Source organism: Amycolatopsis sp. NPDC003731, assembly GCF_053586895.1.
Genome location: NZ_JBSFNC010000004.1, coordinates 1 through 23,577, shown reverse-complemented (window position 1 = coordinate 23,577; position 23,577 = coordinate 1). Strand labels below are relative to the sequence as shown.

At 70.7% G+C, this 23,577-nt stretch carries 26 protein-coding genes and 1 tRNA gene; 16 read left to right on the top strand and 11 right to left on the bottom strand.

The window, feature by feature from the left end; genetic code table 11:
• Nucleotides 1-46 precede the first annotated feature (46 nt).
• Nucleotides 47-514 (top strand): GtrA family protein, encoded by a 468-nt coding sequence (locus tag ACWDN5_RS02805; RefSeq protein ID WP_167384516.1) that lies wholly within the window; start codon nt 47-49, stop codon nt 512-514.
• A gap of 6 nt (nt 515-520) precedes the next feature.
• Nucleotides 521-2,440, top strand: coding sequence for a glycosyltransferase (locus tag ACWDN5_RS02800; protein ID WP_449674042.1), 1,920 nt, complete (start codon nt 521-523; stop codon nt 2,438-2,440).
• 50 nt (nt 2,441-2,490) lie between these two features.
• Here the strand turns inward: ACWDN5_RS02800 and ACWDN5_RS02795 are convergent, their stop codons facing one another.
• A complete protein-coding gene (locus ACWDN5_RS02795; RefSeq protein WP_310968146.1) occupies nt 2,491-2,736 on the bottom strand; it encodes a hypothetical protein in 246 nt (81 codons plus the stop codon).
• Between the two features lie 105 nt (nt 2,737-2,841).
• Here ACWDN5_RS02795 and ACWDN5_RS02790 point away from each other — a divergent pair, with 105 nt between their 5' ends.
• The 4 genes from ACWDN5_RS02790 (at nt 2,842) to ACWDN5_RS02775 (ending at nt 6,261) form a co-directional block, all read left to right on the top strand.
• Nucleotides 2,842-3,603, top strand: coding sequence for an ESX secretion-associated protein EspG (locus ACWDN5_RS02790; protein ID WP_310968145.1), 762 nt, complete (start codon nt 2,842-2,844; stop codon nt 3,601-3,603).
• 129 nt (nt 3,604-3,732) lie between these two features.
• Nucleotides 3,733-4,182, top strand: a complete 450-nt coding sequence (locus ACWDN5_RS02785; protein ID WP_310968144.1) for a hypothetical protein — start codon at nt 3,733-3,735, stop codon at nt 4,180-4,182.
• 43 nt (nt 4,183-4,225) lie between these two features.
• Entirely contained in the window at nt 4,226-4,762 is a 537-nt protein-coding gene (locus ACWDN5_RS02780; protein ID WP_449674041.1) for a DUF3558 family protein, read from the top strand.
• A gap of 8 nt (nt 4,763-4,770) precedes the next feature.
• Nucleotides 4,771-6,261, top strand: coding sequence for a hypothetical protein (locus tag ACWDN5_RS02775; RefSeq protein WP_449674040.1), 1,491 nt, complete (start codon nt 4,771-4,773; stop codon nt 6,259-6,261).
• A 34-nt stretch (nt 6,262-6,295) separates the two neighbouring features.
• Here the strand turns inward: ACWDN5_RS02775 and glfT1 are convergent, their stop codons facing one another.
• The 3 genes from glfT1 to wzm are packed head-to-tail and all read right to left on the bottom strand — an operon-like array spanning nt 6,296 to nt 8,988.
• Nucleotides 6,296-7,204: a galactofuranosyltransferase GlfT1 gene (gene glfT1, locus ACWDN5_RS02770; RefSeq protein ID WP_310968141.1), complete on the bottom strand. Its 909-nt coding sequence runs from the start codon at nt 7,202-7,204 to the stop codon at nt 6,296-6,298.
• Nucleotides 7,204-8,019: a galactan export ABC transporter ATP-binding subunit Wzt/RfbE gene (wzt, locus tag ACWDN5_RS02765; protein ID WP_310968140.1), complete on the bottom strand. Its 816-nt coding sequence runs from the start codon at nt 8,017-8,019 to the stop codon at nt 7,204-7,206. The genes glfT1 and wzt overlap by 1 nt, the downstream gene beginning before the upstream one ends.
• Nucleotides 8,020-8,022: 3 nt before the next feature.
• Nucleotides 8,023-8,988, bottom strand: coding sequence for a galactan export ABC transporter permease subunit Wzm/RfbD (wzm, locus tag ACWDN5_RS02760; RefSeq protein ID WP_310968139.1), 966 nt, complete (start codon nt 8,986-8,988; stop codon nt 8,023-8,025).
• Between the two features lie 128 nt (nt 8,989-9,116).
• Here wzm and ACWDN5_RS02755 point away from each other — a divergent pair, with 128 nt between their 5' ends.
• Entirely contained in the window at nt 9,117-10,142 is a 1,026-nt protein-coding gene (locus ACWDN5_RS02755; RefSeq protein ID WP_449674037.1) for an N-acetylneuraminate synthase family protein, read from the top strand.
• Nucleotides 10,135-11,265, top strand: a complete 1,131-nt coding sequence (gene neuC, locus ACWDN5_RS02750; RefSeq protein WP_449674035.1) for a UDP-N-acetylglucosamine 2-epimerase — start codon at nt 10,135-10,137, stop codon at nt 11,263-11,265. Before ACWDN5_RS02755 ends, neuC begins: the two co-directional genes overlap by 8 nt.
• Here the strand turns inward: neuC and ACWDN5_RS02745 are convergent.
• On the bottom strand, nt 11,262-11,936 hold the full coding sequence (locus ACWDN5_RS02745; RefSeq protein WP_310968136.1) for an acylneuraminate cytidylyltransferase family protein: 675 nt from the start codon (nt 11,934-11,936) through the stop codon (nt 11,262-11,264). The two genes, neuC and ACWDN5_RS02745, sit on opposite strands and share 4 nt — an antisense overlap.
• Nucleotides 11,937-12,037: 101 nt before the next feature.
• Between ACWDN5_RS02745 and ACWDN5_RS02740 the strand changes: the two genes are divergently transcribed.
• Together ACWDN5_RS02740 and ACWDN5_RS02735 are read left to right on the top strand one after the other, a co-directional pair.
• A complete protein-coding gene (locus ACWDN5_RS02740; RefSeq protein WP_449674033.1) occupies nt 12,038-12,721 on the top strand; it encodes a hypothetical protein in 684 nt (227 codons plus the stop codon).
• Nucleotides 12,722-12,735: 14 nt separating this feature from the next.
• Entirely contained in the window at nt 12,736-13,173 is a 438-nt protein-coding gene (locus ACWDN5_RS02735) for a hypothetical protein (protein WP_449674031.1), read from the top strand.
• A 386-nt stretch (nt 13,174-13,559) separates the two neighbouring features.
• Here ACWDN5_RS02735 and ACWDN5_RS02730 read toward each other — a convergent pair whose 3' ends face one another.
• The gene (locus tag ACWDN5_RS02730) at nt 13,560-14,132 is read right to left on the bottom strand and encodes a bacterial proteasome activator family protein (RefSeq protein ID WP_310968133.1); all 573 of its coding nucleotides are present in this window, start codon (nt 14,130-14,132) and stop codon (nt 13,560-13,562) included.
• A gap of 134 nt (nt 14,133-14,266) precedes the next feature.
• Between ACWDN5_RS02730 and ACWDN5_RS02725 the strand changes: the two genes are divergently transcribed.
• Entirely contained in the window at nt 14,267-15,466 is a 1,200-nt protein-coding gene (locus ACWDN5_RS02725; protein WP_004558816.1) for a cysteine desulfurase-like protein, read from the top strand.
• Here the strand turns inward: ACWDN5_RS02725 and ACWDN5_RS02720 are convergent.
• Nucleotides 15,463-16,440, bottom strand: a complete 978-nt coding sequence (locus ACWDN5_RS02720; protein ID WP_449674028.1) for an NAD(P)H-quinone oxidoreductase — start codon at nt 16,438-16,440, stop codon at nt 15,463-15,465. The genes ACWDN5_RS02725 and ACWDN5_RS02720 overlap by 4 nt on opposite strands.
• 81 nt (nt 16,441-16,521) lie before the next feature.
• Between ACWDN5_RS02720 and ACWDN5_RS02715 the strand changes: the two genes are divergently transcribed.
• Nucleotides 16,522-18,063 (top strand): M28 family metallopeptidase, encoded by a 1,542-nt coding sequence (locus ACWDN5_RS02715; RefSeq protein WP_449674026.1) that lies wholly within the window; start codon nt 16,522-16,524, stop codon nt 18,061-18,063.
• Between the two features lie 51 nt (nt 18,064-18,114).
• Here the strand turns inward: ACWDN5_RS02715 and ypfJ are convergent, their stop codons facing one another.
• Nucleotides 18,115-19,041 (bottom strand): KPN_02809 family neutral zinc metallopeptidase, encoded by a 927-nt coding sequence (ypfJ, locus tag ACWDN5_RS02710; RefSeq protein WP_449674024.1) that lies wholly within the window; start codon nt 19,039-19,041, stop codon nt 18,115-18,117.
• Between the two features lie 504 nt (nt 19,042-19,545).
• On the opposite strand from ypfJ, the gene ACWDN5_RS02705 reads away from it, so the two are divergent.
• On the top strand, nt 19,546-20,001 hold the full coding sequence (locus tag ACWDN5_RS02705) for a MarR family winged helix-turn-helix transcriptional regulator (protein ID WP_396136860.1): 456 nt from the start codon (nt 19,546-19,548) through the stop codon (nt 19,999-20,001).
• Nucleotides 20,002-20,034: 33 nt separating this feature from the next.
• On the opposite strand, the gene ACWDN5_RS02700 is transcribed toward ACWDN5_RS02705, so the two are convergent.
• Nucleotides 20,035-20,121: transfer RNA gene (locus ACWDN5_RS02700), tRNA-Ser, on the bottom strand.
• Between the two features lie 64 nt (nt 20,122-20,185).
• Here ACWDN5_RS02700 and ACWDN5_RS02695 point away from each other — a divergent pair.
• The gene (locus ACWDN5_RS02695; RefSeq protein WP_449674022.1) at nt 20,186-20,656 is read left to right on the top strand and encodes a hypothetical protein; all 471 of its coding nucleotides are present in this window, start codon (nt 20,186-20,188) and stop codon (nt 20,654-20,656) included.
• Here ACWDN5_RS02695 and ACWDN5_RS02690 read toward each other — a convergent pair.
• Entirely contained in the window at nt 20,637-21,476 is an 840-nt protein-coding gene (locus ACWDN5_RS02690; RefSeq protein WP_310968127.1) for a patatin-like phospholipase family protein, read from the bottom strand. The genes ACWDN5_RS02695 and ACWDN5_RS02690 overlap by 20 nt on opposite strands.
• A gap of 79 nt (nt 21,477-21,555) precedes the next feature.
• Here ACWDN5_RS02690 and ACWDN5_RS02685 point away from each other — a divergent pair, with 79 nt between their 5' ends.
• Nucleotides 21,556-21,990, top strand: a complete 435-nt coding sequence (locus ACWDN5_RS02685; protein WP_310968126.1) for a VOC family protein — start codon at nt 21,556-21,558, stop codon at nt 21,988-21,990.
• A 1-nt stretch (nt 21,991) separates the two neighbouring features.
• Here ACWDN5_RS02685 and ACWDN5_RS02680 read toward each other — a convergent pair whose 3' ends face one another.
• Complete coding sequence (locus tag ACWDN5_RS02680; protein ID WP_310968125.1) at nt 21,992-22,273, bottom strand: DUF2277 domain-containing protein; 282 nt, start codon at nt 22,271-22,273, stop codon at nt 21,992-21,994.
• Nucleotides 22,274-22,374: 101 nt separating this feature from the next.
• Between ACWDN5_RS02680 and ACWDN5_RS02675 the strand changes: the two genes are divergently transcribed.
• Nucleotides 22,375-23,316 (top strand): Ldh family oxidoreductase, encoded by a 942-nt coding sequence (locus ACWDN5_RS02675; RefSeq protein ID WP_310968124.1) that lies wholly within the window; start codon nt 22,375-22,377, stop codon nt 23,314-23,316.
• Nucleotides 23,317-23,577: the final 261 nt, after the last annotated feature.

Here is a 23,577-nt window from a genome sequence, read left to right as displayed (position 1 = left end):
CAAGCGCCCGCGCGGGTGACCGTGACACAGGTGACGAGGTAATGCAGTGGTGGCGACCGATCCGCAAGCCGACATAGCGGCTGCGCAGTCCTCCCCGGGACTGCTGGGCCAGCTCATCCGCTTCGCCCTCATCGGGGGCTTCTGCGCCCTCGTCGACCTGGGCACCTACACGCTGCTGACGCAGGTGGCCGGGATGGCCACCTCACCGTGGGTCGACATCGCCCGCGCTATCTCTTTCATCGTGGGCACGACCACGGCGTTCTTCCTGAACCGGAAGTTCACCTTCGCCGGCGGGCGCCGCGACGGGAAGGCGCAGATCGGCTCGTTCGTCCTGCTCTACACCGTGACGTTCTTCGTCGCGGTCGGGGTGAACCAGCTGGCCCTGCAGGTGCTGCCGGAGTCCGCGTGGCAGCACACGCTGTGCTGGGCCGTGTCGCAGGCCACCGCCACCGTGATCAATTTCGTCATGCTCAAGTGGGTCGTGTTCCGCGAGCCGTCGACCAAGGAGAACTGAGGAACCATGCCCGGTAAGACAGCTACCCCGGCGCCGACCACCGAAGCCGGCGCGGCCGCCGAGACGCGGTTCACCGAGCACACTCCGCAGGGCCGCCTGACGGCGCAGCGCGGGCTCTACGCCGGCCCGGCGCCGATCGTCAGCAAGGACCTGTACGCCGAGCTCGAGTGGGGCGCGGCCGTGCGGGAACGTGCGTCGATCACCCTCGAGCCCGCCTCCAAGGTGTCGGGCAACACGTACTTCGGCCGGTTCCCGGCCAGCTACTGGCAGCGCTGGACGACGGTGACCGAGGTCTCGGTCGAGGCGGTCGTCACCGGCACCGGCCTGCTCTCCATGGGCGCCTCCGACGTCGAGGGCGAGCCCCGCGTGGTGGCCGCCGAGCAGGTCAAGGACGCCAAGCAGGCCAAGGTGTCGCTGACCGGCAAGCTGGACAAGTTCTACGACGGCGGCGCGCTCTGGCTCGACCTCGAGACCGAGGGCGGCCAGACGCTGCGCGTCGAGCAGGTCCGCTGGACCGTCGACGCCCCGGAGAAGATCCGCCCGACCGCGGTCACCATCTGCACGATGAACCGCGCCGACGACTGCCTGAAGAACCTCCAGGCCCTCGCCGCCGACGTCTCCTCGCTGGACACGCTGGACGCGATCTACGTCGCCGACCAGGGCACCGACCTCGTCGAGTCCCGCGACGGCTTCGAGCAGGTCGCCAAGGACCTCGCCGACAAGCTGCACTACATCAAGCAGCCGAACCTCGGCGGCGCCGGCGGCTTCACCCGCGGCCTCTTCGAGGTCGCCGGGCACACCGCGACCGAGCACGCGAACGTCCTGTTCATGGACGACGACGTCCTGCTCGAGCCGGACCTGGTGATCCGGATGACGGCGTTCTCCAACCGCGCCGCCAACCCGATCATCGTCGGCGGCCAGATGCTCAACCTGTTCCACCCGAACCAGCTGCACGTCGGCGCCGAGTACGCCCGGCTCAACACCCTGGAGCCCGGCCAGCCGGTCGAGCACTCGCTGTCCACCGCCGACCTGCTCGGCGTGGACGAGGAGACGCTGAAGCCGAACCGCCAGGAACGCCGCCTCGACGCCGGCTACAACGGCTGGTGGTCGTGCCTGATCCCCTACGAGGTGGTCCAGGCCACCGGCTACCCGCTGCCGTTCTTCTTCCAGTGGGACGACGCCGAGTACTCCTACCGGGCCCGCGCGCACGGCTTCCCGACCGTCACCCTGCCGGGTGCGGGCGTGTGGCACGCGGACTTCCACATGAAGGACTGGGACGAGTGGCACCGGTACTTCAACCTGCGCAACTCGATCATCACCGCGGCGCTGCACTCGCCGTTCAACCTGAACCTGCTTTCGCGCGTGCTCATCGCGCAGCTGGTGCGCTACCTGCTCGGCATGCAGTACGGCCTGTCGGCGACGCTGATCAAGGCCGTCGAGGACTTCCTGAAGGGCCCGGAGATCCTGCGTGACGGCGGGGTCGAGGCGATGAAGGAGATCCGCCGGATCCGCGACGACTACCCGGAGACCAAGCGCCACAAGGCGACCGACGTCCCGGGCATCGCGTCCAACGACATCGGCATCATCAACAGCGCGCCGCGGCCCAGCATGCAGCGCCTGGTGCTGATCAAGCGCGTCCTCGACCGGGTGCTCGGCCGCAGCCGCTTCGGGCTCGGCGCGGTGCCGATCGACGAGGCCAACTGGTGGCACATCGCGCTGTTCGACACGGCCGTGGTCACCGACGCGAGCCAGGAAGGCGTCCGCGTCCGGTCCTACGACCGGGTGAAGATGTTCGCGCTGGCCAAGCAGGGCGCGCGCGTCATCCAGCGGCTGCGCAAGGAAGGCGCGGCGGTGCAGGAGCAGTACAAGCGCGCCATGCCGGAGCTCACCTCGCGCGAGAACTGGAAGCGCCTGTACAAGCTCTGACGTGCTTCGCGAAGGCCGTCTCACGAACGTCGTGAGGCGGCCTTCGCCGTTCACGCGTGCAAGCCGAAGACTTTGCTCTTGCGGTTGAGGTCGTCGATGTAGGCGGCGGCGACGTGCGCGAAGTTGACCGCGACCACCGAGTCGTCCTTGGTGGTCACCGATTCGACGGCGCCGGCCTTGACGAGCTGGGCGAGCCGGCCCGCCAGCTTCCCGGATTCTTCGGTGGTGAGCGCGAACAGCAGCGGTTCGCCGCCGGTGGCGAGGTGCAGGACGAGGGCGGGTTTCGTGTCGGCCATGCGTCCATCGGACCAGCGGCGATCTTGCCCCGGCAAGCGGGTTCGCTGAGGGCGGAGCTACGGTTTTCGCGAAGGCCGGACTCATCCGCGGGGGGTTGGAAGCGAATGCCGCACTCGTTCTCGCTGTCACTGGCGGCGGTGGACATCCTGCTCGAGCAGCTCGGGCTGGGCCGCGCGCCGACGCCGTTCGAAGTTCCGCACGTCGGCACGACGATCGAGCAGCGCGCGATGATCCGCGACGCCGTCGTCCGCGACCTGACCGGCCGGGGGCTGTGGAGCCGGGGGAGGCTGGACGCGGACGCCGAGCTGGCGCTGGCGACGTTCGTCCGCGGCAGCGTGACCATCAACGCGGCCGCCGAGCTGGGTGACCGCCACCTGTTCGCGCGGGTGGCGTCCGACGGCCAGTTCGCGGTGCTGGCCCGCCAGGAGGAGAACCTGATCGTCTTCGAGGAGGTCCGCCCGACGGGCATCGTCCCGGCGATCGTCGACCTCCTCCCGCTGACCCCGGCGGCACCGGGCCAGTCGGTGACGATCTCGAGGCCGGTCCAGCAGCCCCGCCACCAGCGCCGCGACGAGGCGTACGACCCGTTCGCCGGCGTCACCGGCCCGCGGTCGCAAAGCGCGGGAGGCCCGCAGGTCCGCATGATCGAGCGGGTGTTCCAGGAGCCGAAGAAGCGCGTGGGCCAGTTCACCGCCCAGACCCGCGCGGGCGCGTTCCCCCCGCTGGCCTGGTTCGACACCCCGAGCGGCCGCTGGCTGATGTCGTCCAGGGCGGCAGCGGACGGCCAGCGCTGGATCACCTACGCCCCGGCGGACAACGCACGCTTGGCCCAGCAGCTGTACGCCCAGCTCGAAGGCCAGTTCTGACGTTCGGGAACCGTTCGTGGCGAGGCTGCGTCCGAGGTGAAGATCGGTGAACGGCCGTGGCCGAGGGTGCCCGGCTAGTAGACTCCCGGGTGCACACGCACGGGCGAAGCGATTCGGGGTGGAACAGCGATGCAGATGGCTGACGGCGGGGGCGGAGGCTCGTTCACGGACATCCTCAACCCGCTCTCTTCGGCCGGTATGGGCGCCGCGGTGCAAAGCGTCACGGCCGAAACCCAGAAGCTGGTCGACGCGGCCAAGGGTGGCGGGTTCAAGATCACCCCGGAAGGTGTCAAGCCGCTCCGGGACGCGCTGACCGAGCTGGTCAACGACCTCACCAGTCTCCGGTCCGAGACGTATGCGCTGGACCAGGCGCCTCAGCTCGGGAGCCACCCGTACGGCCAGACAGTCGCGTCGCACGACCAGAAGAGCGCCACCGAAGCCGAAAACTCGGCCACGGCTGTGCTGACCCAGCTCCAGCAGGTCGCGAAACAGGCCGACGAAGCACTGGCGAGGGCGGCGGGCCTGTACCAGGAAACCGAGAGTGGAGCCTTCACCGCGCTCCAGACCAAGCAGGCCTGAGGTAATGACAAAACTCCTTCTCGTTCGTGCCGTGCTCCCGCTCGTGGCCGGCGGGGCGCTCCTGGCCGGCTGCACCGGCACGCAGACGGGGACCGCGTCGCCCGCTCCGTCCTCGTCGGCGTCCACCGCGCCCACGGAGAGCTCGTCGTCCGCCGGCGGGGGCGGTACGCAGTCGATCACCGATCCGTGCTCGCTCCTCGAGCTGGGTGACCTGAGCAGCTACGGCCAGTTCAACCAGCCGGAGAAAAAGACGCTCGGCGGCGCCCGCACGTGCAAGTACCAGAAGAAGATCGCCTCGGCCAGCGACGCCACCATGGTCATCGGCGTGAACGTCCGCGACGATGCTTCGGTCGACCAGGTCAGGGACACCGGCGGTGGCGTGGTCGACAAGCCCATCAACGGCCGGCCCGCGAAGGAAGCGCCGGACGGCGCCGCGGTGGGATGCACGCTCGGACTCGCTGTCGGGGCTTCTTCGCGAGTGGACGTGGCGGTGCTTTTGGACAGCTCATCGAACGAGGCTTGCCAGGTTGCCGAGAAGGTCGCGACCTCCGCTGTCGAACCGCGGTTGCCGAAGGGATAGGGGAACCCATGAGCACGCGACAGGGACCGACGCCGAAGACCGAGGACAAGACGCCTCAAGAGGTCCAGAACATGGCGCCCGCCGAGCGGGATGCCTACCTGCAGCAGAAGGCCGAAGAGGGCGTCGACCCCGGGAGCTGGCTGTTCGGGCCGGTCCAGCAGTGGATCGCCCAGGCGCAGGCCAAGAACCAGTCGCAGCAGATGGGCGACAAGAACGTCGCCGACGCCACCAAGGGTCGTGATGTCGAGTACGTCTCGGGGCTGAACGCGCCCAACGCGGACTACAAGGGCACCGACCACACCCAGCTGCAGGCGTTCCTCCAGAGCAACCTCAACGTCGACCAGGTGTCCGAGGTCTCGACCGCCTACCACCAGGTCCACCAGGTCTTCGACAAGTTCGCGCAGTCGATGAACACCGCCGTCAACGCCTCCAAGGGCACCTGGGAAGGCAGCGCCGCCGAGAACGCGCAGCAGTACTTCACCAGCCTCGGCAAGTGGTCCGACGCCAACTCCCAAAACGCCAAGCTGGCCTCGGAAACCATCTACGACCAGGGGCAGGCCGCCGCCACGGCGAAGAACTCCATGCCCGCTCCCATTCCGTTCAGCTGGAAGGACGAGTTCAAGGGCTGGGCCACCTCGAACCCCTTCAACCTGGCCGACAACGTCGACAAGTCGATCCAGAAGCAGAAGGACAGCCAGGCCGCGCACGACGAGGCCGCCGGCGTGATGGCGACGTACGACAAGAACCTCTACGAAGCCGCCTCCAAGCAGCCCGCCTTCGCGCCGCCGCCCAGCTTCAGCACCGGTGGGGGCAGCGATGATCCCAACGGGACCGGCGACAAGAACGGCATCAACAACCCCTCCAGCGTGAACATGCCCGGCGGCAACTCGGGGACCACGCCCGGCGGCCACGCCCAGGGCTTCTCCTCCGGGCCCGTCCCCGGCATGGGCGGGTCCGCCGCGCACATCTCCGGCCCCGGCTCGACCACCGGCGCCGGGCTCCTGCCCGCGGGCACCACCACGCCGTCCGGCTTCACGCCCGGCTTGGCTCCGGCGGCCTCGACGCAGAACCCGAACCAGCAGTTCGGCGGGATGCCGCCGATGAGCCCGATGCCGATGGGCGGGATGAACTTCGGCGGCGACGAGGCCTACAACTCCAAGGTCGGCGGGGGCGGCGGACGCGGGAGCGGCGGGTTCGGTCCCGGCGGCTCGGGCGCGGCCGGCGGCAACGCGACGGGCGCGGGCGCCGCGTCCGGGGCGGCCCGGCCGGGCGGGATCGGTGCCGCCGAAGCGGCCGCCGGACGCGGGATGGGCGGCCTCGGCGCCGGTGCCGCCGGGCGCGGCGGTGGCATGGGCCCCGGTGGCGGCCTCGGCCGCGGCCAGAAGGGCGAGGGCGACGAGGACACCGAGCACTCGCGGCCGACCTACCTGGTCGAGGGTGACCCCGACGAGGTCTTCGGCACCGACATGCGCACCGCGCCGCCGGTCATCGGCGAATAGCACGAAAAAGGGGCCCCCGGCCGGGGGCCCCTTTTCAGTAGCGGTAGAACTTCTCCGCGCGGCCCTGCCGCACCAGCTTCAGCCACTGCAGGAACGCCTTCGGGTCCCGCTTCACGCCCACGAAGTACAGTCCGAACCGGACGATCTCCAGCGCGCCGATCTTCCGCATCCCCGGCTGCGACAGCAGATATCCGCGGTTGCGGTAGGTGTAGTACCGCTTGACCTCGTTCTCCGGGTCCTGCGCGTGGAACTTGCCGCCCAGCATGGGCTTGAACTCGTCCGAGCCGTCCGGGTGCAGGTACTTCGTCTTCAGCGACGTGCCGAACGGCAGCCCCGAGCGGGCCAGCCGCCGGTGCAGCTCGACCTCGTCGCCGCGGAAGAACAGGCGCAGGTCCGGCACCCCGACGACGTCCAAAGTGGACGCCCGGAACAGCGCGCCGTTCATCAGGGACGCGATGCCCGGCAGGAAGTCCACGCCCAGCTCGGACTGCGAACGCTTCCAGGTCAGGCCGCGGCGCAGCGGGAACGCCAGCTTGTCCGGCGCGTCGATGTTCGACACCACCGGCGAAATCTCCGCCAGGTCCCGCTTTTCCGCTTCCTCCAGCAGGATCGCGAGCACGTTCTCGTCGGCCGGACGCCCGTCGTCGTCGGCCAGCCAGACCCAGTCCGCGCCCAGCGAAAGCGCGTGCAGCATGCCGAGCGCGAACCCGCCGGCGCCGCCGAGGTTCCGGTGCGACGGCAGGTACGTGTACGGCAGCGGGTAGTTCTCGACGACTTCGCGCGCGGAGTCGTCCGGCCCGTTGTCGACGACCACCAGGTGGTCGACCGGCCGGGTCTGGGCCGCGATGATCTTCAGCGAGTCCGCGAGCAGCTCGCGCCGGTGCCGCGTGACGACCACGCCGACGACCGCGCCGTCGGGCAGCTGCCGGGTCTCGCTCGCCATCATTCCCCGCCGTTCGTCGTCGCCACCGGCTCGATGCCGAAGCGCTGCAAGGTTTCCTGGCTCATGTTCTCGAAGGGGTCGCGGCCCTTGTAGGACGTCAGGACGTCCCGCAGCGAACCCTGCTGCTTGAGGTGCCCCTCGTCCATCCAGATGGCCGAGTCGCACAGCTCGAACAGGAACTCGTCCGAGTGGCTCGCGAACACCAGGATGCCGGAGCGCTTGACGAGGTCCTTGAGCCGGTCGCGTGCCTTGTTCAGGAACGCAGCGTCGACCGCGCCGATGCCCTCGTCGAGGATCAGGATCTCGGGGTCGATCGACGTGACGACACCCAGCGCCAGCCGCACGCGCATACCGGTCGAGTACGTCCGCAGCGGCATCTGCAGGTAGTCGCCGAGCTCGGTGAACTCCGCGATGTCGTCGACCCGCTTCTCCATCTCCTTGGCGGTCATGCCGAGGAACAGGCCGCGGATGATGATGTTCTCCTGGCCGGAGATCTCCGGGTCCATGCCGACACCGAGGTCGAAGACCGGCGCGATCTTGCCCTCGATCCGCGACGACCCGCGGGTCGGCTCGTAGATGCCGGCGAGCAGCCGCAGCAGCGTGGACTTGCCCGCGCCGTTGTGCCCGACCAGGCCGACCCGGTCGCCTTCGCGGAGGTTGAGGGTCACGTCGTGCAGGGCCTCGATGATCGGCACCTTGGTGTCGGTGCCGATCTTGCCGCCGACCTTGCCGAGGACCTTCTTCTTCATCGACCGGGTCTTCGCGTCGAAGATCGGGAAGTCGACGAAGGCGTTGTGGACGTCAATGCTGACCATGTGTCACACCCAGTAGGAGACGCGGGCACGGTAGTTGCGCATCGCGACGAGCGCGAGCGCCCAGCCGACGACGGTGATGCAGCCGACCACGATCCAGTTGCCGGCGGTGAACGTCTGGCCGAGCAGCGGCGCGCGCACCACCTGGATGAAGTGGTACAGCGGGTTGGCCGTGATGTACGGCAGCGCCCACGAGACGTTGTCCCGGGCACCGCCCGCCATCAGCTGGTCCACCGGCCAGACGATCGGCGTGGCGTAGAACAGCAGCTGGATCAGCGAGTTGATCACCTGCGGGATGTCGCGGAACCGGGTCGAGATGATGCCCAGCAGCAGCGTGACCCAGCCCGCGTTCAGCGCGAGCAGCGCGAACCCGGGGATGGCCAGCAGGATCGACCAGTTGAGGCCGGGGTGGCAGAACGTGCCGGCGCAGGCGTCGAACGTCGGCGTGACCGGGCCCTTGGTGAGGGAGTACGGCCCGTCGAGCGAGTTGAAGAAGATGACCAGGACGACGACGTAGACGATCATGTTGTGCGCCAGCAGCAGCGTCTGCCGCCACACGGTGCGCAGCATGTACACGCTCAGCGGCGCCGGGAGCTGCTTGATCAGCCCCTCGTTCGTGATGAACGTTTCCATGCCCTCGGAGAGGCAGCCGCTGACGAAGCCCCACAGGATGAAGCCGGTGGAGAGGTAGGGCAGGAACACCTCGACGGGCGTCGCGAACAGCTGCGAGTACAGCAACCCGAGCCCGAGCGCGATGACGGCCTGGCTGATGGTGATCCAGAAGGGCCCGATCACCGACCGGCGGTAGCGCTGCTTGATGTCCTGCCAGCCGAGGTGACCCCACAGCTCGCGGGCGCGGAAACCGGCCTTGATGTCGGCGAAGGCCCGCGAGAACGTCTTGCTGTCCGACGTCGGCGGTGCGGACGTCGCTACTGGTGAGTCTGCGGCCTGAACCGTGCTGGTGGCATGCACGTGGACGAGGGTACCGATGGGATCCGGGGCGCCTTGAGAGGGCACGGGCGTCGGGCGGGACCGGGCCCGGCGGCCCACGGGATAAGGTCGGGGACGGACCGCAGCCACGCAGCGACCCGGAGGTCTCCATGTTCATGCTCGGCGAGCACCCGGTCGGTGCCGACCACCCCCCTCTCGTGATCGCCGAGATCGGGATCAACCACGAGGGCGATCCCAAGAAGGCGCACAAGATGGTCGACGACGCCGCGGACGCCGGCGTCCAGGTCGTCAAGATCCAGACCCACGTCGTCGACGACGAGATGATCCCGAACGACGTCGTGCCCGGCAACGCCGACGAGCCGATCTGGGACATGATGAACCGCGTCGCGCTCACCGCCGAGGACGAGCGGGAGATCAAGGCGCACGCCGAGGAGCGCGGGCTCGTCTTCCTGTCGACGCCGTTCTCGCGCGCCGCCGCCGACCGGCTGGCCGAGCTGGGGGTCGAGGGCTTCAAGATCGGCTCCGGGGAGTGCAACAACTACCCCCTGATCCGCCACGTGGCCTCGTTCGGCAAGCCGGTCATCCTCTCGACCGGGATGAACGACATCGCGTCCATCACCCCGGCCGTCGAGATCCTGCGGGCCGCGGGGGTCGGGTTCGCGCTGCTGCACTGCACGTCGCTGTACCCGACGCCGCCGGAGCAGGTGCGGCTCGGCGCGATCGCGGAGCTGCACGCCGCCTTCCCGGACGCCGAACTCGGGCTTTCCGACCACACCACCACGATCTACCCGTGCCTGGGCGCGGTCGCGCTCGGCGCTTCGGTGCTCGAGCGGCACTTCACCTCGGACATGAGCTGGCCGGGCCCGGACATCCCGGTTTCGTCGACGCCGGCGGAGTTCAAGCAGCTCGTCGAGGGCTCGCGCCTGATCCACGCCTCGCGCGGCGGGTCTAAGCAGATCCTGGCCGAGGAACAGCCGACGATCGACTTCGCCTACGCCTGCGTGGTCACCACCAAGGACGTCGCCGAGGGCGAGGCCCTGACCACGGACAACATCTGGGTCAAGCGCCCGGGCACCGGCGAGATCAAGGCCAAGGACTACGAGAGCCTGCTCGGCCGGGCCGTCACCCGGGCGCTGCCGGCGAACACGCAGGTGAGCTGGGCGGACCTTGGCTGAGCCCGGGCGGCGTGAGGTCCTGTTCCTCACCGGGACCCGCGCCGACTTCGGGAAGCTGCGGGACGTCATGCTCGCCGTGCAGAAGAGCCCGGTGCTGTCCGCCCGCATCGTCGTCACCGGCATGCACATGCTGCGCAGCTACGGCTACACGGTGCGCGAGATCGAGCTGGCCGGGCTGGAACGGCTGCACCTGATCCCGAACCAGATCGAAGACGAGCCGATGGCGCTCGTGCTGGCCAACACCGTCCAGGCGCTGGCCCGGCTGGTGCACGAGGAGCAGCCGGCCGCGATCGTCGTGCACGGCGACCGGGTCGAGGCCCTCGCCGGGGCGATCGTCGGCTCGCTGGCGAACGTGCGGGTCGTGCACATCGAAGGCGGCGAGGTCAGCGGCACGATCGACGACGTCATCCGGCACTCGCTGTCGAAGCACGCCCACGTGCACCTGGTCGCCAACGAGACGGCCCGGCGCCGGCTGCTGCAGCTCGGCGAGGAGGAGGACCGGATCTTCGTCGTCGGCAGCCCCGAGGTCGACGTCCTGACGTCGGCGCGGCTGCCCGACCTCGACGAGGTCCGGCGCCACTACGAGATCCCGTTCACCGACTACGGCCTGCTCGCCCTGCACCCGGTGACGACCGAGCGCGACCAGAACCGGCGCAACGCGGCGGCCGTGGTCGACGCCGTGCTCACCGAGGGCAACTGGGTCGTCATCGACCCGAACAACGACGAAGGCTGCCGCGAGATCAGGAGCGAGCTCGACCGGCTCGACGGGCCCCGGTTCGTCCGCCTGCCGTCGATGCGGTTCGAGTACTTCGTCACCTTGATGAAGAACGCGGCCGTCGTGCTGGGCAATTCGAGCGCCGGCGTGCGGGAGGCGCCGGTCCTGGGGACGCCGTCGGTCACCGTCGGCACCCGGCAGCGCAACCGGGCGATGGCCCCCAGCGTGCTCTCGGTCGAGCCGACCGCCGAAGCCGTCGCGGCCGGGATCGGCAAGGCCCGCGCCATGGGCCGGTGCGAGCCGCACACCGAGTTCGGCGAGCCGGGCGCGCACCGCCGGATCATCGACCTGCTCGAAGGCGAGGAGATCTGGCGGCCTTCGCTCTACAAGGCCTTCGTGGACCGCTAGCCGGTCACGTGCTGCTCGGCCAGCACGAGGTCCGCGGCGGAGTCGATGTCGATCGCCCGCTCGACCGGAACGAACTGGGGCCGCACCTCGGGGATGAAGAACCGCTCGTGCCGGCGCAGGTCGCCGGCGCGGACGAGGTAGATGCCGCCGGTGGGCCGCAGCACGACCGGCAGCGTCTGCCGGGGTGCTTCGAGGTCGGCCCAGTCCCGGACCGGGGCGATCCCGCCGTCCGGCGTCTCCAGGCACACCTTCAGCGGGTGGTGGTCGGTCGAGCGGCACATCTGTACGACCGAGCCGGTCGGCCGGTCCGCGTGGATGTCGAGGCACTCGGCGATGTCCTCGGCCGTCCGCAGCGGCGAGGTGGGCTGGAGCAGCAGGACGAGCGTCGAATCGGGGACGCCGAGCGTGTCGAGCGCGTGCGTGACCGCGGGCAGCGTCCGGCTGGCCGCGTCCGCGAGGTGGGCGGGCCTGGCGACGGTCCGGGCACCCTCGGCCTCGGCCGCGGCGGCGATGTCGGCGTCGTCGGTGGTGACGACGACGTCGGCGATCCCGGCCGCGACGGCGGTGTGCACGGTGTGCGCGACCAGCGGACGGCCCCGGAAGGGCGCCAGGTTCTTGCCCGGCAGCCCGACGGAGCCGCCCCTCGCCGGGACGATGGCCAGCGCGGTCACAGAGGACCCCTTCCGGGTAACGACAGTGGTCTGTCGGCTATTGTCCGTCTGCTCGGCTGCCGCCTGACGGCGGCCCCGGACACCGATGCCTTGGGGGAGCGATGAGTCAAACCCAGTTCGCGGGCGAAGCCTCCGAGCAGCTCGCCGAGGGTGACATGCTCCGTGACCTCCTGATCGCCTACGCCCGCGGCCAGCGCGTCGAGACGATCGCGGTGGTCGGCAACGCGCCGATGACGCCCGACGCCGAGCGAGCCGCCCTGATCGACGGCAGCGACCTCGTCTTCCGCATGACGACCTTCGCGCTGGACGAACCGGACGCCGAACCGACGTACGGCCGCCGCACCGACGTCGTGGTGGTCCACCGCGGGGTCATGGTCTCGCCGTACACGTTCGCCGACTACACCTCGCGGCTGTACCTGCTCGCCGAGCCGGGCCGGCTGTTCTGGGAGCCCGAGACGCTGCCCGACTGGTGGCCCGCCGACCTGGGGTTCGTGCCGATTCCGAACCGGCAGTTCGTGCTGCCGCTGTCGAAGCTGCTGGGCCTGTCCGCGGACGAGCAAGTCTGGGCCACGACCGGCACGCTGGTGACCTACCTGTGCCGGCAGCTGTTCCCGGAGGCGCTGGTGCGCCTCACCGGGGTGTCGATCATCGAACGGCCGGACCAGACCGACTTCGAGCACGCCTGGGGCAGCAAGGTCGGGGTCACCGCGGAACACCGGCTGCACGCGGAATCGAAGCTGCTGAGCACTTGGCGTGACTCCGGAAGAATCGAGATCATACAGTGAGTGACATTCGCGGAGTGGTGGTTCCACGGGCGAAAGCGCTCGCCGGCCTGGCCTGGCGACCGGTGATGGCCCGGCTCCGGCCGCGCATCGAGCAGATAGCGACCGACCGCATCCAGCCCGAACTCGATCGCCTGCACGGCCACCTCGCCGACCTGCGCCGGGACGTCGAGCACGCGACGCAGGAACTCGACGGCCACGTGAAGTGGCTGTACGACGAGCAGCGCCGCTTGGCGCCTCACCTGGCGGCGCTGGAGGCCCGTATCGCGGCCTTCGAGCGGCCGGGGTCGGTGGCCCGCCTGGCGGAGCGGCTCGAGTACGCGCCGGACGAGGCCGAGGAGGTCCGCGCGGAGCACGCCCGCATCCGGGCCCGGCTGGCGGCGATCTCGAAGTACGAGGAGCGCTTGGCCCGCTTGGAGGAGGACGTCGCGGCCCGGCGCGAGGTCGCCGGCTGAGTCGGTCGCCGCTGTGGGGTGGAGGCGGGTCTTTGCCCGGAGCCCTGGCTGATCTGGGCGGGTGCTCGCTTGCTGCCCACCACCCCGAAGCCGTGATTGTGACTACGGCCGGTGGTACCGCGTCAAGGCGGGAAAGCGTGCCTTGACCCGGCACCACCGGCCGCGTGCTGGCTTCGGATCGGGGTGGCGGGGGAGGCCTGGGTGGGGTGCCGGGTTGGGCGGCGGGCCCGCGGTGTTGCGAATGACTCATTCGGGACCTCGGACGTCCCGAATGAGTCATTCGCGACCTTTGAGGAGCCTATCGGCACCCCCGGACAGACCCCCCGCCGTGCCGACTTGTCCACAGAGGTTGTCCACAGGCCCTTCGGTCTGTGGACAACCTCCACTCAGAGGTACTGGCCCGTCCCCGAAATCCCCGGCCCGTGGTCAGGCCCATGCCCGTGTCCGGCCAGCCCCGAAGGGCCAGCGGGCAGCCCACGCCGCATCTGCTCCAGCTGGACCCGGGCCGCCATCTGCTGGGCGAACAGGGCCGTCTGGATTCCGCTGAACAGGCCCTCCAGCCAGCCGACCAGCTGCGCCTGGGCGATCCGCAGCTCCGCGTCCGACGGGGTCGAGTCGTTCGTGAACGGCCTGACCAGCCTTTCCAGCTCGTCCTGCAGCTCCGGGGCCAAGGCCTTCTCGAGCTCGCGGATCGACGTCTGGTGGATCTCCCGCACGCGCGTGCGGGACGCGTCGTCGAGCGGGGCCGCCCGGACCTCCTCCAGGAGCTGCTTGATCATCGTGCCGATGCGCATCACCTTCGCCGGCTCCTCGACGAGGTCGCCCACCGATTCGGGGTGGTCGCCCTCGACGGGGGCTGCGCCCACTGGCGTGCCGTCCGGTCCGACGACCACCACGTGGGGTGAAGATTCCTGGCCCGGGTCACCCGCTGTGAAGTTCGGCTCGGTCATGTGCTCCATCCTGGCTTGCCTTCGACACGCTCCGCGACACCCAGGGGGTGTCCGTCTCCGAGCGTAGCCGTAAACCGGGTTCCCGGTGGCTCTCCACCCAACCCCGGACGCACGGCGAAACCGCACGTCCGTACGGTGTCCCCATGGCGTTCGACGTCGCTCGTATCCGTGGGCTCTTTCCCGCGCTGGGTGACGGCTGGATTCACTTCGACGGCGCCGCCGGAATGCTGGTCCCGGAACAGGTCGCTTCGGCCGTTTCCACGGCGATGCGAGCCCCGGTGTCCGGGCCGGGCGGAGCGTTTCCGGCCTCACAACGCGCGGAAAGCATCGTTACCGCGGCCCGCCGGGCCGTGGCCGACCTGGTCGGGGCCGACCCGGCTGCCGTCGTGCTCGGGCCGAGCGCGCCGGTCATGCTGCGCCGGCTCGTCGACGCGCTCGCCGAGCGGTGGACCATCGGCGACGAAGTCGTCGTGTCCCGGCTCGACGAACAAGCCAACCTGGCGCCCTGGCAACGCGCCGCCAAGCGCGTCGGCGCCGTCGTGCGCTGGGGTGAGATCGACATCGAGACCTGCGAGCTGCCCGCGTGGCAGTACGAGCAGCTCGTGTCCGCGCGCACCAAGGCCGTCGCCGTCACGCTCGCGTCCGGGTCCGTCGGCACCCGGCCGGACGTGCCGACGATCATCGAGTTCGCCAAGCGGGTCGGCGCGCTCGTCGTCGTCGACGCGACCTACGCCGCGCCCTTCCTGCCGCTCGACATCAACGCCCTCGGCGCCGACGTCATGGTCGTGTCCGCGCAGGCCTGGGGTGGCCCCTCGGTGGGTGCCCTGGTCTTCCGCGACCCCGAGCTGATCGAACGGATCCCGTCGGCGTCGCTCGACCCGATGGCCCGCGGCGCCGCCCGCCTGGAGCTCGGCCCGCACGCCTACCCGCTGCTCGCCGGCCTCATCGCGTCGATCGACTACCTCTCCGGCCTCGACGACGCCGCCACCGGATCGCGCCGCGAGCGGCTGGTCACCTCGCTCGGGTCGGCGAAGTCCTACCACGCCGGGCTGCTCGCGCAGCTGTCCACGGAACTGCTGTCGCTGCGGCACATCATGGTCATCGGCAACGCCATGCGCCGCATCCCCGCGCTCGCCTTCGCCGTCGCCGGCAAGAAGGCGCCCGAAGTCGCCGAGTACCTGGCGACGCAGGGCCTGTGCGCCTTCGCCGACGACGGCACGAGCGGCGTCTTCGCGTCACTCGGCGTCGGAGAAGTGGGCGGCGCCGTGCGGATCGGCCTCGCCCACTACTCCAACGTCTTCGAGATCAACCAGCTCGTGCGGGTCCTCGAAGAACTGCGTTAGGACTTCGCGGCCAGCAGCACCTTGCCGAACACGCTGCCCTCTTCGAGGACGCGGTGCGCGGTCGAGGCTTCGGCCATCGGCACGACCTGGCCGACGATCGGCTTGACCAGACCTTCGGCGACCAGCGGCCACAGCCGCTCGCGGACGTCGGCGACGATCGCGGCCTTCTGGTCCAGCGGCCGGAAGCGCAGGCCCGCGGCGAACACCGACGCCCGCTTGCCGAGCAGCGCGCCGACGTTCAGCTCGCCCTTGACCCCGCCCTGCATGCCGATGATGACCAGCCGGCCGTCCTGCTGCAGCGCGTCGACGTTGCGGCCCAGGTAGGACGCGCCCATGTTGTCGAGGATGACGTTCGCGCCGCCGGTCTCCGCGCGGAGCACCTCGACGAAGTCCTGCTCCTTGTAGTTGATCGTGATGTCGGCGCCGAGCTGGCGGCAGCTCTCGAGCCGGTCCGGCGAGCCCGCGGTGACGGCGACCGTCGCGCCGAGCGCCTTGCCGACCTGGATGGCGTGCGTGCCGATGCCGCCCGCCCCGCCGTGGACCAGCAGCACCTCGCCCTCGGTGAGGTTCGCGTGCATGACGACGTTCGCCCACACCGTGCAGGCCACCTCGGGCAGCGCGGCCGCCGTGAGCAGGTCGATCTCGCCCGGCACCGGCAGCAGCTGTCCCGCGGGGACGACCGCCTTCTCCGCGTAGCCGCCGCCGGAGAGCAGAGCGCAGACCTCGTCGCCGACGTTCCAGCCTTCAACGCCCTCGCCGAGTTCCGCGATCGTGCCGGAGCATTCGAGGCCGAGGGTTTCGCTCGCACCGGGCGGGGGCGGGTAGTGGCCCTGGCGCTGCAGCAGATCCGCGCGGTTCACCGCGCTCGCCGCGACTTCCAGCAGCACCTCGCCGGGTCCGGGCCGCGGGTCCGCGACCTCCGCCCACTCGAGAACGTCCGGGTCACCTGGTTCACGGATGGTGATCGCGTACATGTGTCGACTGTATACCGCGGCGAAAGTTCCCGCCGAAAGGCGCATTGACGGACTTCGCATAGGGAACAAAGGTGAGCAACCATGTCACTCTTCAGAACGAAGTTCCTCCCGCCGGTGGCGATAGCCGCCGGTGCCACGCTGGTGCTCGGCCTGACCCCGGCCGCCGCCGCGAACACGGTCCCCGACGGTCCCGCCCTGGCGAAGCAGCTCGTCAAAAAGGTCGACGTCAACGGCGTCAACCGGCACTTGATCGCCCTCCAGCGCATTGCCGACACCAACGGCGGTACCCGCGCTGCGAGCACCGAGGGCCACCAGAAGTCGGCCGAGTACATCGCCACCAAGCTCGAGGCGGCCGGCTTCCAGGTCACCCGCCAGGAGTTCCCGTTCACCTACTCGGAGACGCTCGCCGAGAAGCTGACCGCGGGCGGCGCCAACGTCCCGGTCATCGCCATGGAGTACACGAAGTCGACGCCGGTCGGCGGCATCACCGCGCCGCTGTCCGTGGTCGCCGTGGACGACACCAGCGGCTGCGAGGCCACCGACTACACCGCGGACGTCGCGGGCAAGATCGCGCTGATCAAGCGCGGTGGCTGCTCGTTCGCGCAGAAGCAGCAGACGGCCGCCGCCGCGGGGGCGATCGGCGCCATCGTCTACAACAACACCGACGGCGACCTCAATGGGACCCTGGGGGGTCCGGAGAACGCCGCGATCCCGACCGGGGGCGTGACGGCGGCCGCGGGGGCGCAGCTGGCCACCCTCGGCGGGCAGAGCGTGACGCTGGAGCTGCGGGCCTTCCAGGAGGCGCGGACCAGCTACAACGTCATCGCCGAGACCAAGACCGGCCGCAAGGACAACGTCGTGATGCTGGGGTCGCACCTCGACAGCGTCCCGGCCGGCCCGGGCATCAACGACAACGGCAGCGGCTCCGCGGCCCTGCTCGAGACCGCGCTGCAGCTGGGCAGCAGCCCGAAGGTCAACAACGGCGTCCGCTTCGGCTTCTGGAGCGCGGAGGAGTTCGGCCTGATCGGCTCGACCTACTACGTCGACCAGCTGACCTTCGAGCAGCAGCTCGACATCGCGCTGTACCTGAACTTCGACATGATCGGCTCGCCCAACGCCGGCTACTTCGCCTACGACGGCGACAACTCCGACGGCGTCGGCGCGGGTGCCGGCCCGTACGGCTCGGCGCAGATCGAGAAGACCTTCGTCGACTTCATGCAGGCCGCGCGCGGGGTGTCCCTCGAGGGCACCGACTTCACCGGGCGTTCGGACTACGGCGAGTTCATCGCCGTCGGCATCCCGGCCGGCGGCCTCGACACCGGTGCCGAGGTGCTGAAGACCCCGGCGCAGGCGGCGAAGTGGGGTGGCCAGGCCGGCGTCGCGTTCGACCCGTGCTACCACCAGGCTTGCGACAACCTGGGCAACATCGACCGGGTCGCGCTGGACCGCAACGCGGACGGCCTCGCCTGGGCCCTCGGCGTCTACGCGACGAGCACCGAGAGCATCAACGGCGTCCAGCCGGGCAAGGCGAAGGCGGCCAAGCAGAAGGCCGCCGAGCGCAAGGCGCAGCGGAACTTCTCCGCCCGCGCCGTCGCGGGTGACCCGCACGCACTGACCGCCTGACGACAGACCGAAGGGGCCGTCCCGGCTGCGGGGCGGCCCCTTCGTCGTGGATCAACCCAGGTTGTTGGTGCCGAAGGTGTCGCAGCGGGCGGGTTCGCCGGTCTGGAAGCCGGTGGTGAACCACTTCTTGCGCTGCGCGGACGTGCCGTGGGTGAACTTCGAGCGGTCCACCTGGCCGCCGCCGAGGTTCTCCTGGATGTAGTCGTCGCCGATGCGGGACGCGGTGTCCAGCGCGGAGTTGACGTCGTCCTGGGTGACGTCGGTGATCAGCGGCTTGCCGCTCTCGGTCGGCGTCGTCGAGGCGTGGTTGGCCCAGACGCCGGCGTAGCAGTCGGCCTGCAGCTCCAGCCGCACCGAACCGGACGTCGGGCCGGTGCCGGTGCCCTTGCGGGAGGTGCCGAGCAGGTTCTGCACGTGGTGGCCGTACTCGTGGGCGAGCACGTACGCCTCGGTGAAGAGCCCGCCCTGCGCGCCGAAGCGGGTCTTCAGCTCGTCGAAGAAGGACAGGTCGATGTAGACGTCCGAATCGGCCGGGCAGTAGAACGGGCCGGTGTCGGAGGTGGCGCTGCCGCAGCCGGTGCGCACGCCGCCGTTGAAGAACTTCGTCGGGGCCTTCTGGTACGTCGAGCCGGAGCGGGCGAACTGCTGCGCCCAGTAGTCCTGGACGGAGTTCACGACCGCGACGATCGCGCAGTCGTGGTTCTTGTTGGCGTCGGCCCCGGTCTTGCACTCGCTGGCGAGCTTCGAGTTGTCGACCTGCTGGCCGGACCCGACGCTGCCGAGCCCGCCGCTCAGGCCGCTGCCGCCGGTGCTGACCCCGCCCAGCTGGGACAGCACGAAGTAGATGATCACGCCGACGATCCCGAGCCCACCGCCGCCGAGCGCCACGCGGCCGCCGATCCCGCCGCCGCCTCCACCGCTTCCGCGCAGGTCCTGGACTTCGGAGGCGTCCAGACCGGCGTCGTCGTCGAATCTCACCCGCAAATGTTAACGAGCCTGGGTGCGGCCGTCGCGCTGACGGGCGCACCCAGGCTTGTACCGAGGTATGTCTTTGGTCGAGCGGTTGGCCGCTTCCTGGGCCGGCGTTCAGGCGCTGTCATCACGGCTTCCGAGGCCGTGACCGGAGCCAGGCCCGACCGACGCCGTATGCGTGATACGCATGGAAGCCCGCTCTCGGCTGTTCACAGTCGCGGCCGAACCGGTAGGTGTCCGTTCCGGTCGCGGGGACGCAGCTGGCGGTCAACCGCGAGAATCACCCGCCACACAACCACCTGACCTCTCCTGGCGGAGAGCCGTGCCGTCTACCCTGACCGACCGTCCACCGACAAGCAGAATGCGCCTTTCCCGGCCGAGTCTCAACCTTTTCGTAACCCCACCTTCGGGCGATGTTGCGCCGGGGTTTTCAGCGGCCGACGGATCGGCGTCGGAGCGCGCGATTCGTTGATCAGCGTTCTACGCTGCCTTATGGCCGAGGAGCGTGCGGTGCGGTGGTTGAACGATGCCGAGATGGCGGCGTGGCGCTCCTACGTCGTGTCGACGCTCCTGCTGCGGCAGCGGCTGCACCGGGAGCTGGCCGAACGGCACGAGGTGTCGCTGACCGACTACGAGGTGCTCGTCTGCCTGCAGTCGCAGCCCGGCCGCCGGATGCGGATGTCCGAGCTGGCGATGTACATGGGGTCGACGAAGAGCAAGCTTTCGCACCAGGTGGCCAAGCTGGAGGAGGCGGGCCTGGTCCGGCGGGCGCGTGACCCGGAGGACAAGCGCGGCGTCATCACGGAAGCGACCGACGAGGGCCTCGCGCTGCTGGAGAAAGCGGCGCCGACGCACGTGGAGGGCGTGCGCGAGCACCTCATCGACCTGCTGAGCCCCGAGGAGCAGGCGACGATCGCCGCGGCGTTCGAGCGCGTGCAGGCGCACCTGCTGGAGCCGGAAAACTGAACCCGGGCGCGGCGGGCGCCCGGGTTCTCAGTGCGGTAGCGGTGGGATTCGAACCCACGGAGAGGTTGCCCCCTCGCATGTTTTCAAGACATGTTCCTTCGGCCGCTCGGACACGCTACCTCGCTCCACGAGCGTAGCCGACGGCCCGAGGCAACCCGGGCCGTGCCTCCGGCGTGCTCACGGCATGCGCACGCGATGGGACCCGGACGGCCCCGGCTGGGAGCCGGGCACCCGGGGTGCGCCGGTGACGGCGTTCTCGATGGCCTGCCTGGCGCTCGCGCTGGTGTCCTTCGGCGGCCTGGTCTTCCTCGCGGCCACGCTGCGGGAGCGGGCCGGTTCGGTGGTGGCCCCGGCGACCGTGGAGCGCGTGGTCGACGTGGGCCGGGTCGTCGCCGGCGTCGACGGCCGGCTCATGGACGTGCAGACGCCCACGAGCTACGACCGCCACACCCGCATCCGCACCGGGCGCGGCTACGTCCGCGGCAGCCGCATCGAGGTACGCCACTGGCCTGGCAAGGCCGAGACGGCGACCGACACCGCCGGCGAAGCCCGGTTGCCGGGCACCTGGATCTTCGCCGTCGCGGGCGGCGGGCTGCTGCTCGGCGTCGCCGGCCTGCTGGTGCCGGCCCGGCCGCTCAGGACCAGGTCAGCGTGAGCGCGGCACCCTGCGCACGCCCCGCTTCGGCGGCCGGCGTGCGCGTGGCCGGGTCGAGCGGGTTCTCGCCGATCGCCGCCTTCGATGCTTCGTCCGGCGTGATCAGCGCGACCTGTGCGCCCGCCGCGCGCAGGTCGTCCAGCACCTCCAGCAGCGGCTTCTCCATCGGCAGCGGGGCGTCCACCCCCAGCGGCGAAACCACGGTCACGCGCTGGAAGCCGGCCGCGTAGTCGGCGTTCTCGGCCGAGCGGACGCCGCCGTCGACGTACCGGCGGCCGCCGATGGTCACCGCCGGCCAGACGCCGGGGACCGCGCAGCTCGCCGCGACCGCGTCGACCAGCGGGACGCCGGACTCGCGGTCGAACCGCCGCGGCTCGCCCGTCTCCGCGTCCACGCCCACGATGACCAGGCGCTGCGCCGGCCACTCGTGCACCGGCAGCCGCGCGGAAATCACCGCGCGGCGATCCGCCTCGGACACCGTTTCGGCCGCCAAGGCCAGCTTCCCGACCGCCCGGCGCACCTCGGCCGGGTCGCTCGCGCCGGTGACCGCGCCGCCGAAGTCGGCGGCGAACTTCTCGAAGTCGATCTCGGCCGGGATCTCCGGCGTCTGCAAGGCCGGATCGGCCTGGCGCGCGTACAGCTCGGCCAGCGGACGGCCGCTCGCCACCTGCGCCGCCACGACCGACCCCGCCGACGTCCCGACGAGCAGGTCCGCGCCCGTCAGGTCCTGGCCGTGCTCGGCCAGCCCCGCCAGCAACCCCGTCGTCCACGCGATCCCGGCGACCCCGCCGCCGCCCAAAACCAGTGCTTGTCCGCCCATGCGGGCAGCCTAACGACGGGGACCGACAATTTCGGCGGCCGGCGCTACGCTCCAGGTCGGCGAGGCGAGAGGGGCGGCGATGACCGCGAAGATCGAAGGCTTCCACCACGTCAAGTTCCCGGTGAGCGACCTGGCGCGCAGCCGCGAGTGGTACGAGCGCGTGCTGGGGCTCGACGTCACCCACGAGTTCCCGGACGCCGACGGCGTCGTGCGCGGGGTGGCCGGCAGCGTCGACGGCGTGCCGGTGGCGTTGCGCGTGCAGGAGACGGCCGCCGCGGGGCTCGCCGGGTTCGACCCGGTCTGCTTCTCGATCGCCGACCGCGCGGCCGCCGAGGCGTGGCTCGCGCGGCTGGACGAGCTCGGCGTCGAGCACCCGCCGCTGTTCGAAGCCACCACCGGGTGGATGGTCCGCTTCAACGACCCCGACGGCATCGAGATCCGGCTCTACAGCCTGTCGAAGGACGACGGCGTCGACCACACCGGCGAGCGGGGTTACGCCCAGCCCGCGCGCTGATTCAAGGCTGGCGCAACGCCTTCGCGGCGATCCGCGCCTGCACCTCCGGACGGCGCAGCGGCGGCACGGTCGCCGGCGGCTGGCGGCGCTCGGGCAGCTCCTCCAGCAGCTGTGCGGTGATCCGGGTGATTTCGGCGACCGCCGCCTCGAACGGCTCGCGGGTGGCGGGCGACAGCGACTGCACGCCGGTGACCTTGCGGACGTACTGGCGGGCCGCGGCCTCGATCTCCTCGCCCGTCGCGGCCGGCTGCAGCCCCCGCAGGGTGGTGATGTTTCGGCACATGCCGCCCAGGGTACGTCGCTGCGGACCACTCGATCACACGGTCGGGTAGGCCGGGGCCGTCGTCGTTGACGCCCGCAGCGGCGCTGGGCAAGGTCGGGGAAGTGCCTCTCAGACCGCGCCCGTTCCGCTCCGCCCGCCCCGAACCCGGCATCGTCGAAGAAGAAGTCCCGGAAACCCCGATCCCGGAACAGGCCTGGCCCCGCGTGCGGGCCGACGAACTGGTCACCCTCGTGGCACACGTGTTCGCCGCGCACGGTCTCCCCGAAACCCGCGCCCGGATCGCCGCCGAAGCGCTCTGCCACGGCGATCTCACCGGCTCGCCGGAGACCGGGGTCGCCGACCTGACCCGCGTCCACCTGCCGCTGCTGAAGAACGGGCTCGTCGTGCCGCACGCCGAGCCGCTGATGATCGCCGACCGCGGGGCCGCCGCGCTGATCGACTACCGCCGCGCGCCCGGGCTCTGGGCCGTCGGCGACGCCATGGACCGGGCGGTGACGCGAGCCGGCCGCTTCGGCGTCGGGCTCGTCTCGCTGCGCGGCATCGGGCCGTTCGGCCGGGCCGGCCACCACGCCGCCCGCGCCCTGCCGCACGCCATGATCGGGCTGGTGCTGGCCGCGGGCGGCGAGCCCGGCCAGCCGATGAACCCGCTGGGCATGGCGGCACCGGGCGGCGCGTACCCCGAGTTCGTCTTCGACATGGACCGCCCCGGCGCGGAAGCGGCCGGGCTGACGCTGCTGGTCGAGGTCCTCGCCGGCGTGCTGTCCGGCGTCGCCGACCACGAGCACGACACCGGACTGCTGGTGCTGGCGATCGCGCCGACGACGCTGCGCAGCGCCGACGGCTTCTACCGCGCGGCGAGCGCCCTGTTCGGCAGCATGCTCGGCTGGGACGGCGGCGCGCCGATCCGCTACCCCGGCTGGCGCGAGGCCCAGCACCTCGAGCAGTGCCGGGCGCTGGGGGTGCCGCTGGCCGGTCCGGTGCGCCGCGAACTGGACGCGCTCGCCAGGGCGCTCGGCCTGCCGCCGCTGACCAGCGTCGGCTGACCAGCGCCCGAACGACACGGCCCCGCCCGCGAGGAGAAACGGCCCCGCCGCGGGGAGAACTCGATGCCGCGAATGACTCATTGGGGACACCGGAGGTCCCGAATGAGTCATTCGCGACACCGCGGGAGTGGCCGACACCGCGGGAGTGGCCGACACCGCGGGAGTGGCCGACACCGCGGGAGTGGCCGACACCGCGGGAGTGGCCGACACCGCGGGGGTGGCCGGCGTCGCGGGCCGGCCGATCCGGCGGATCACAGGTCC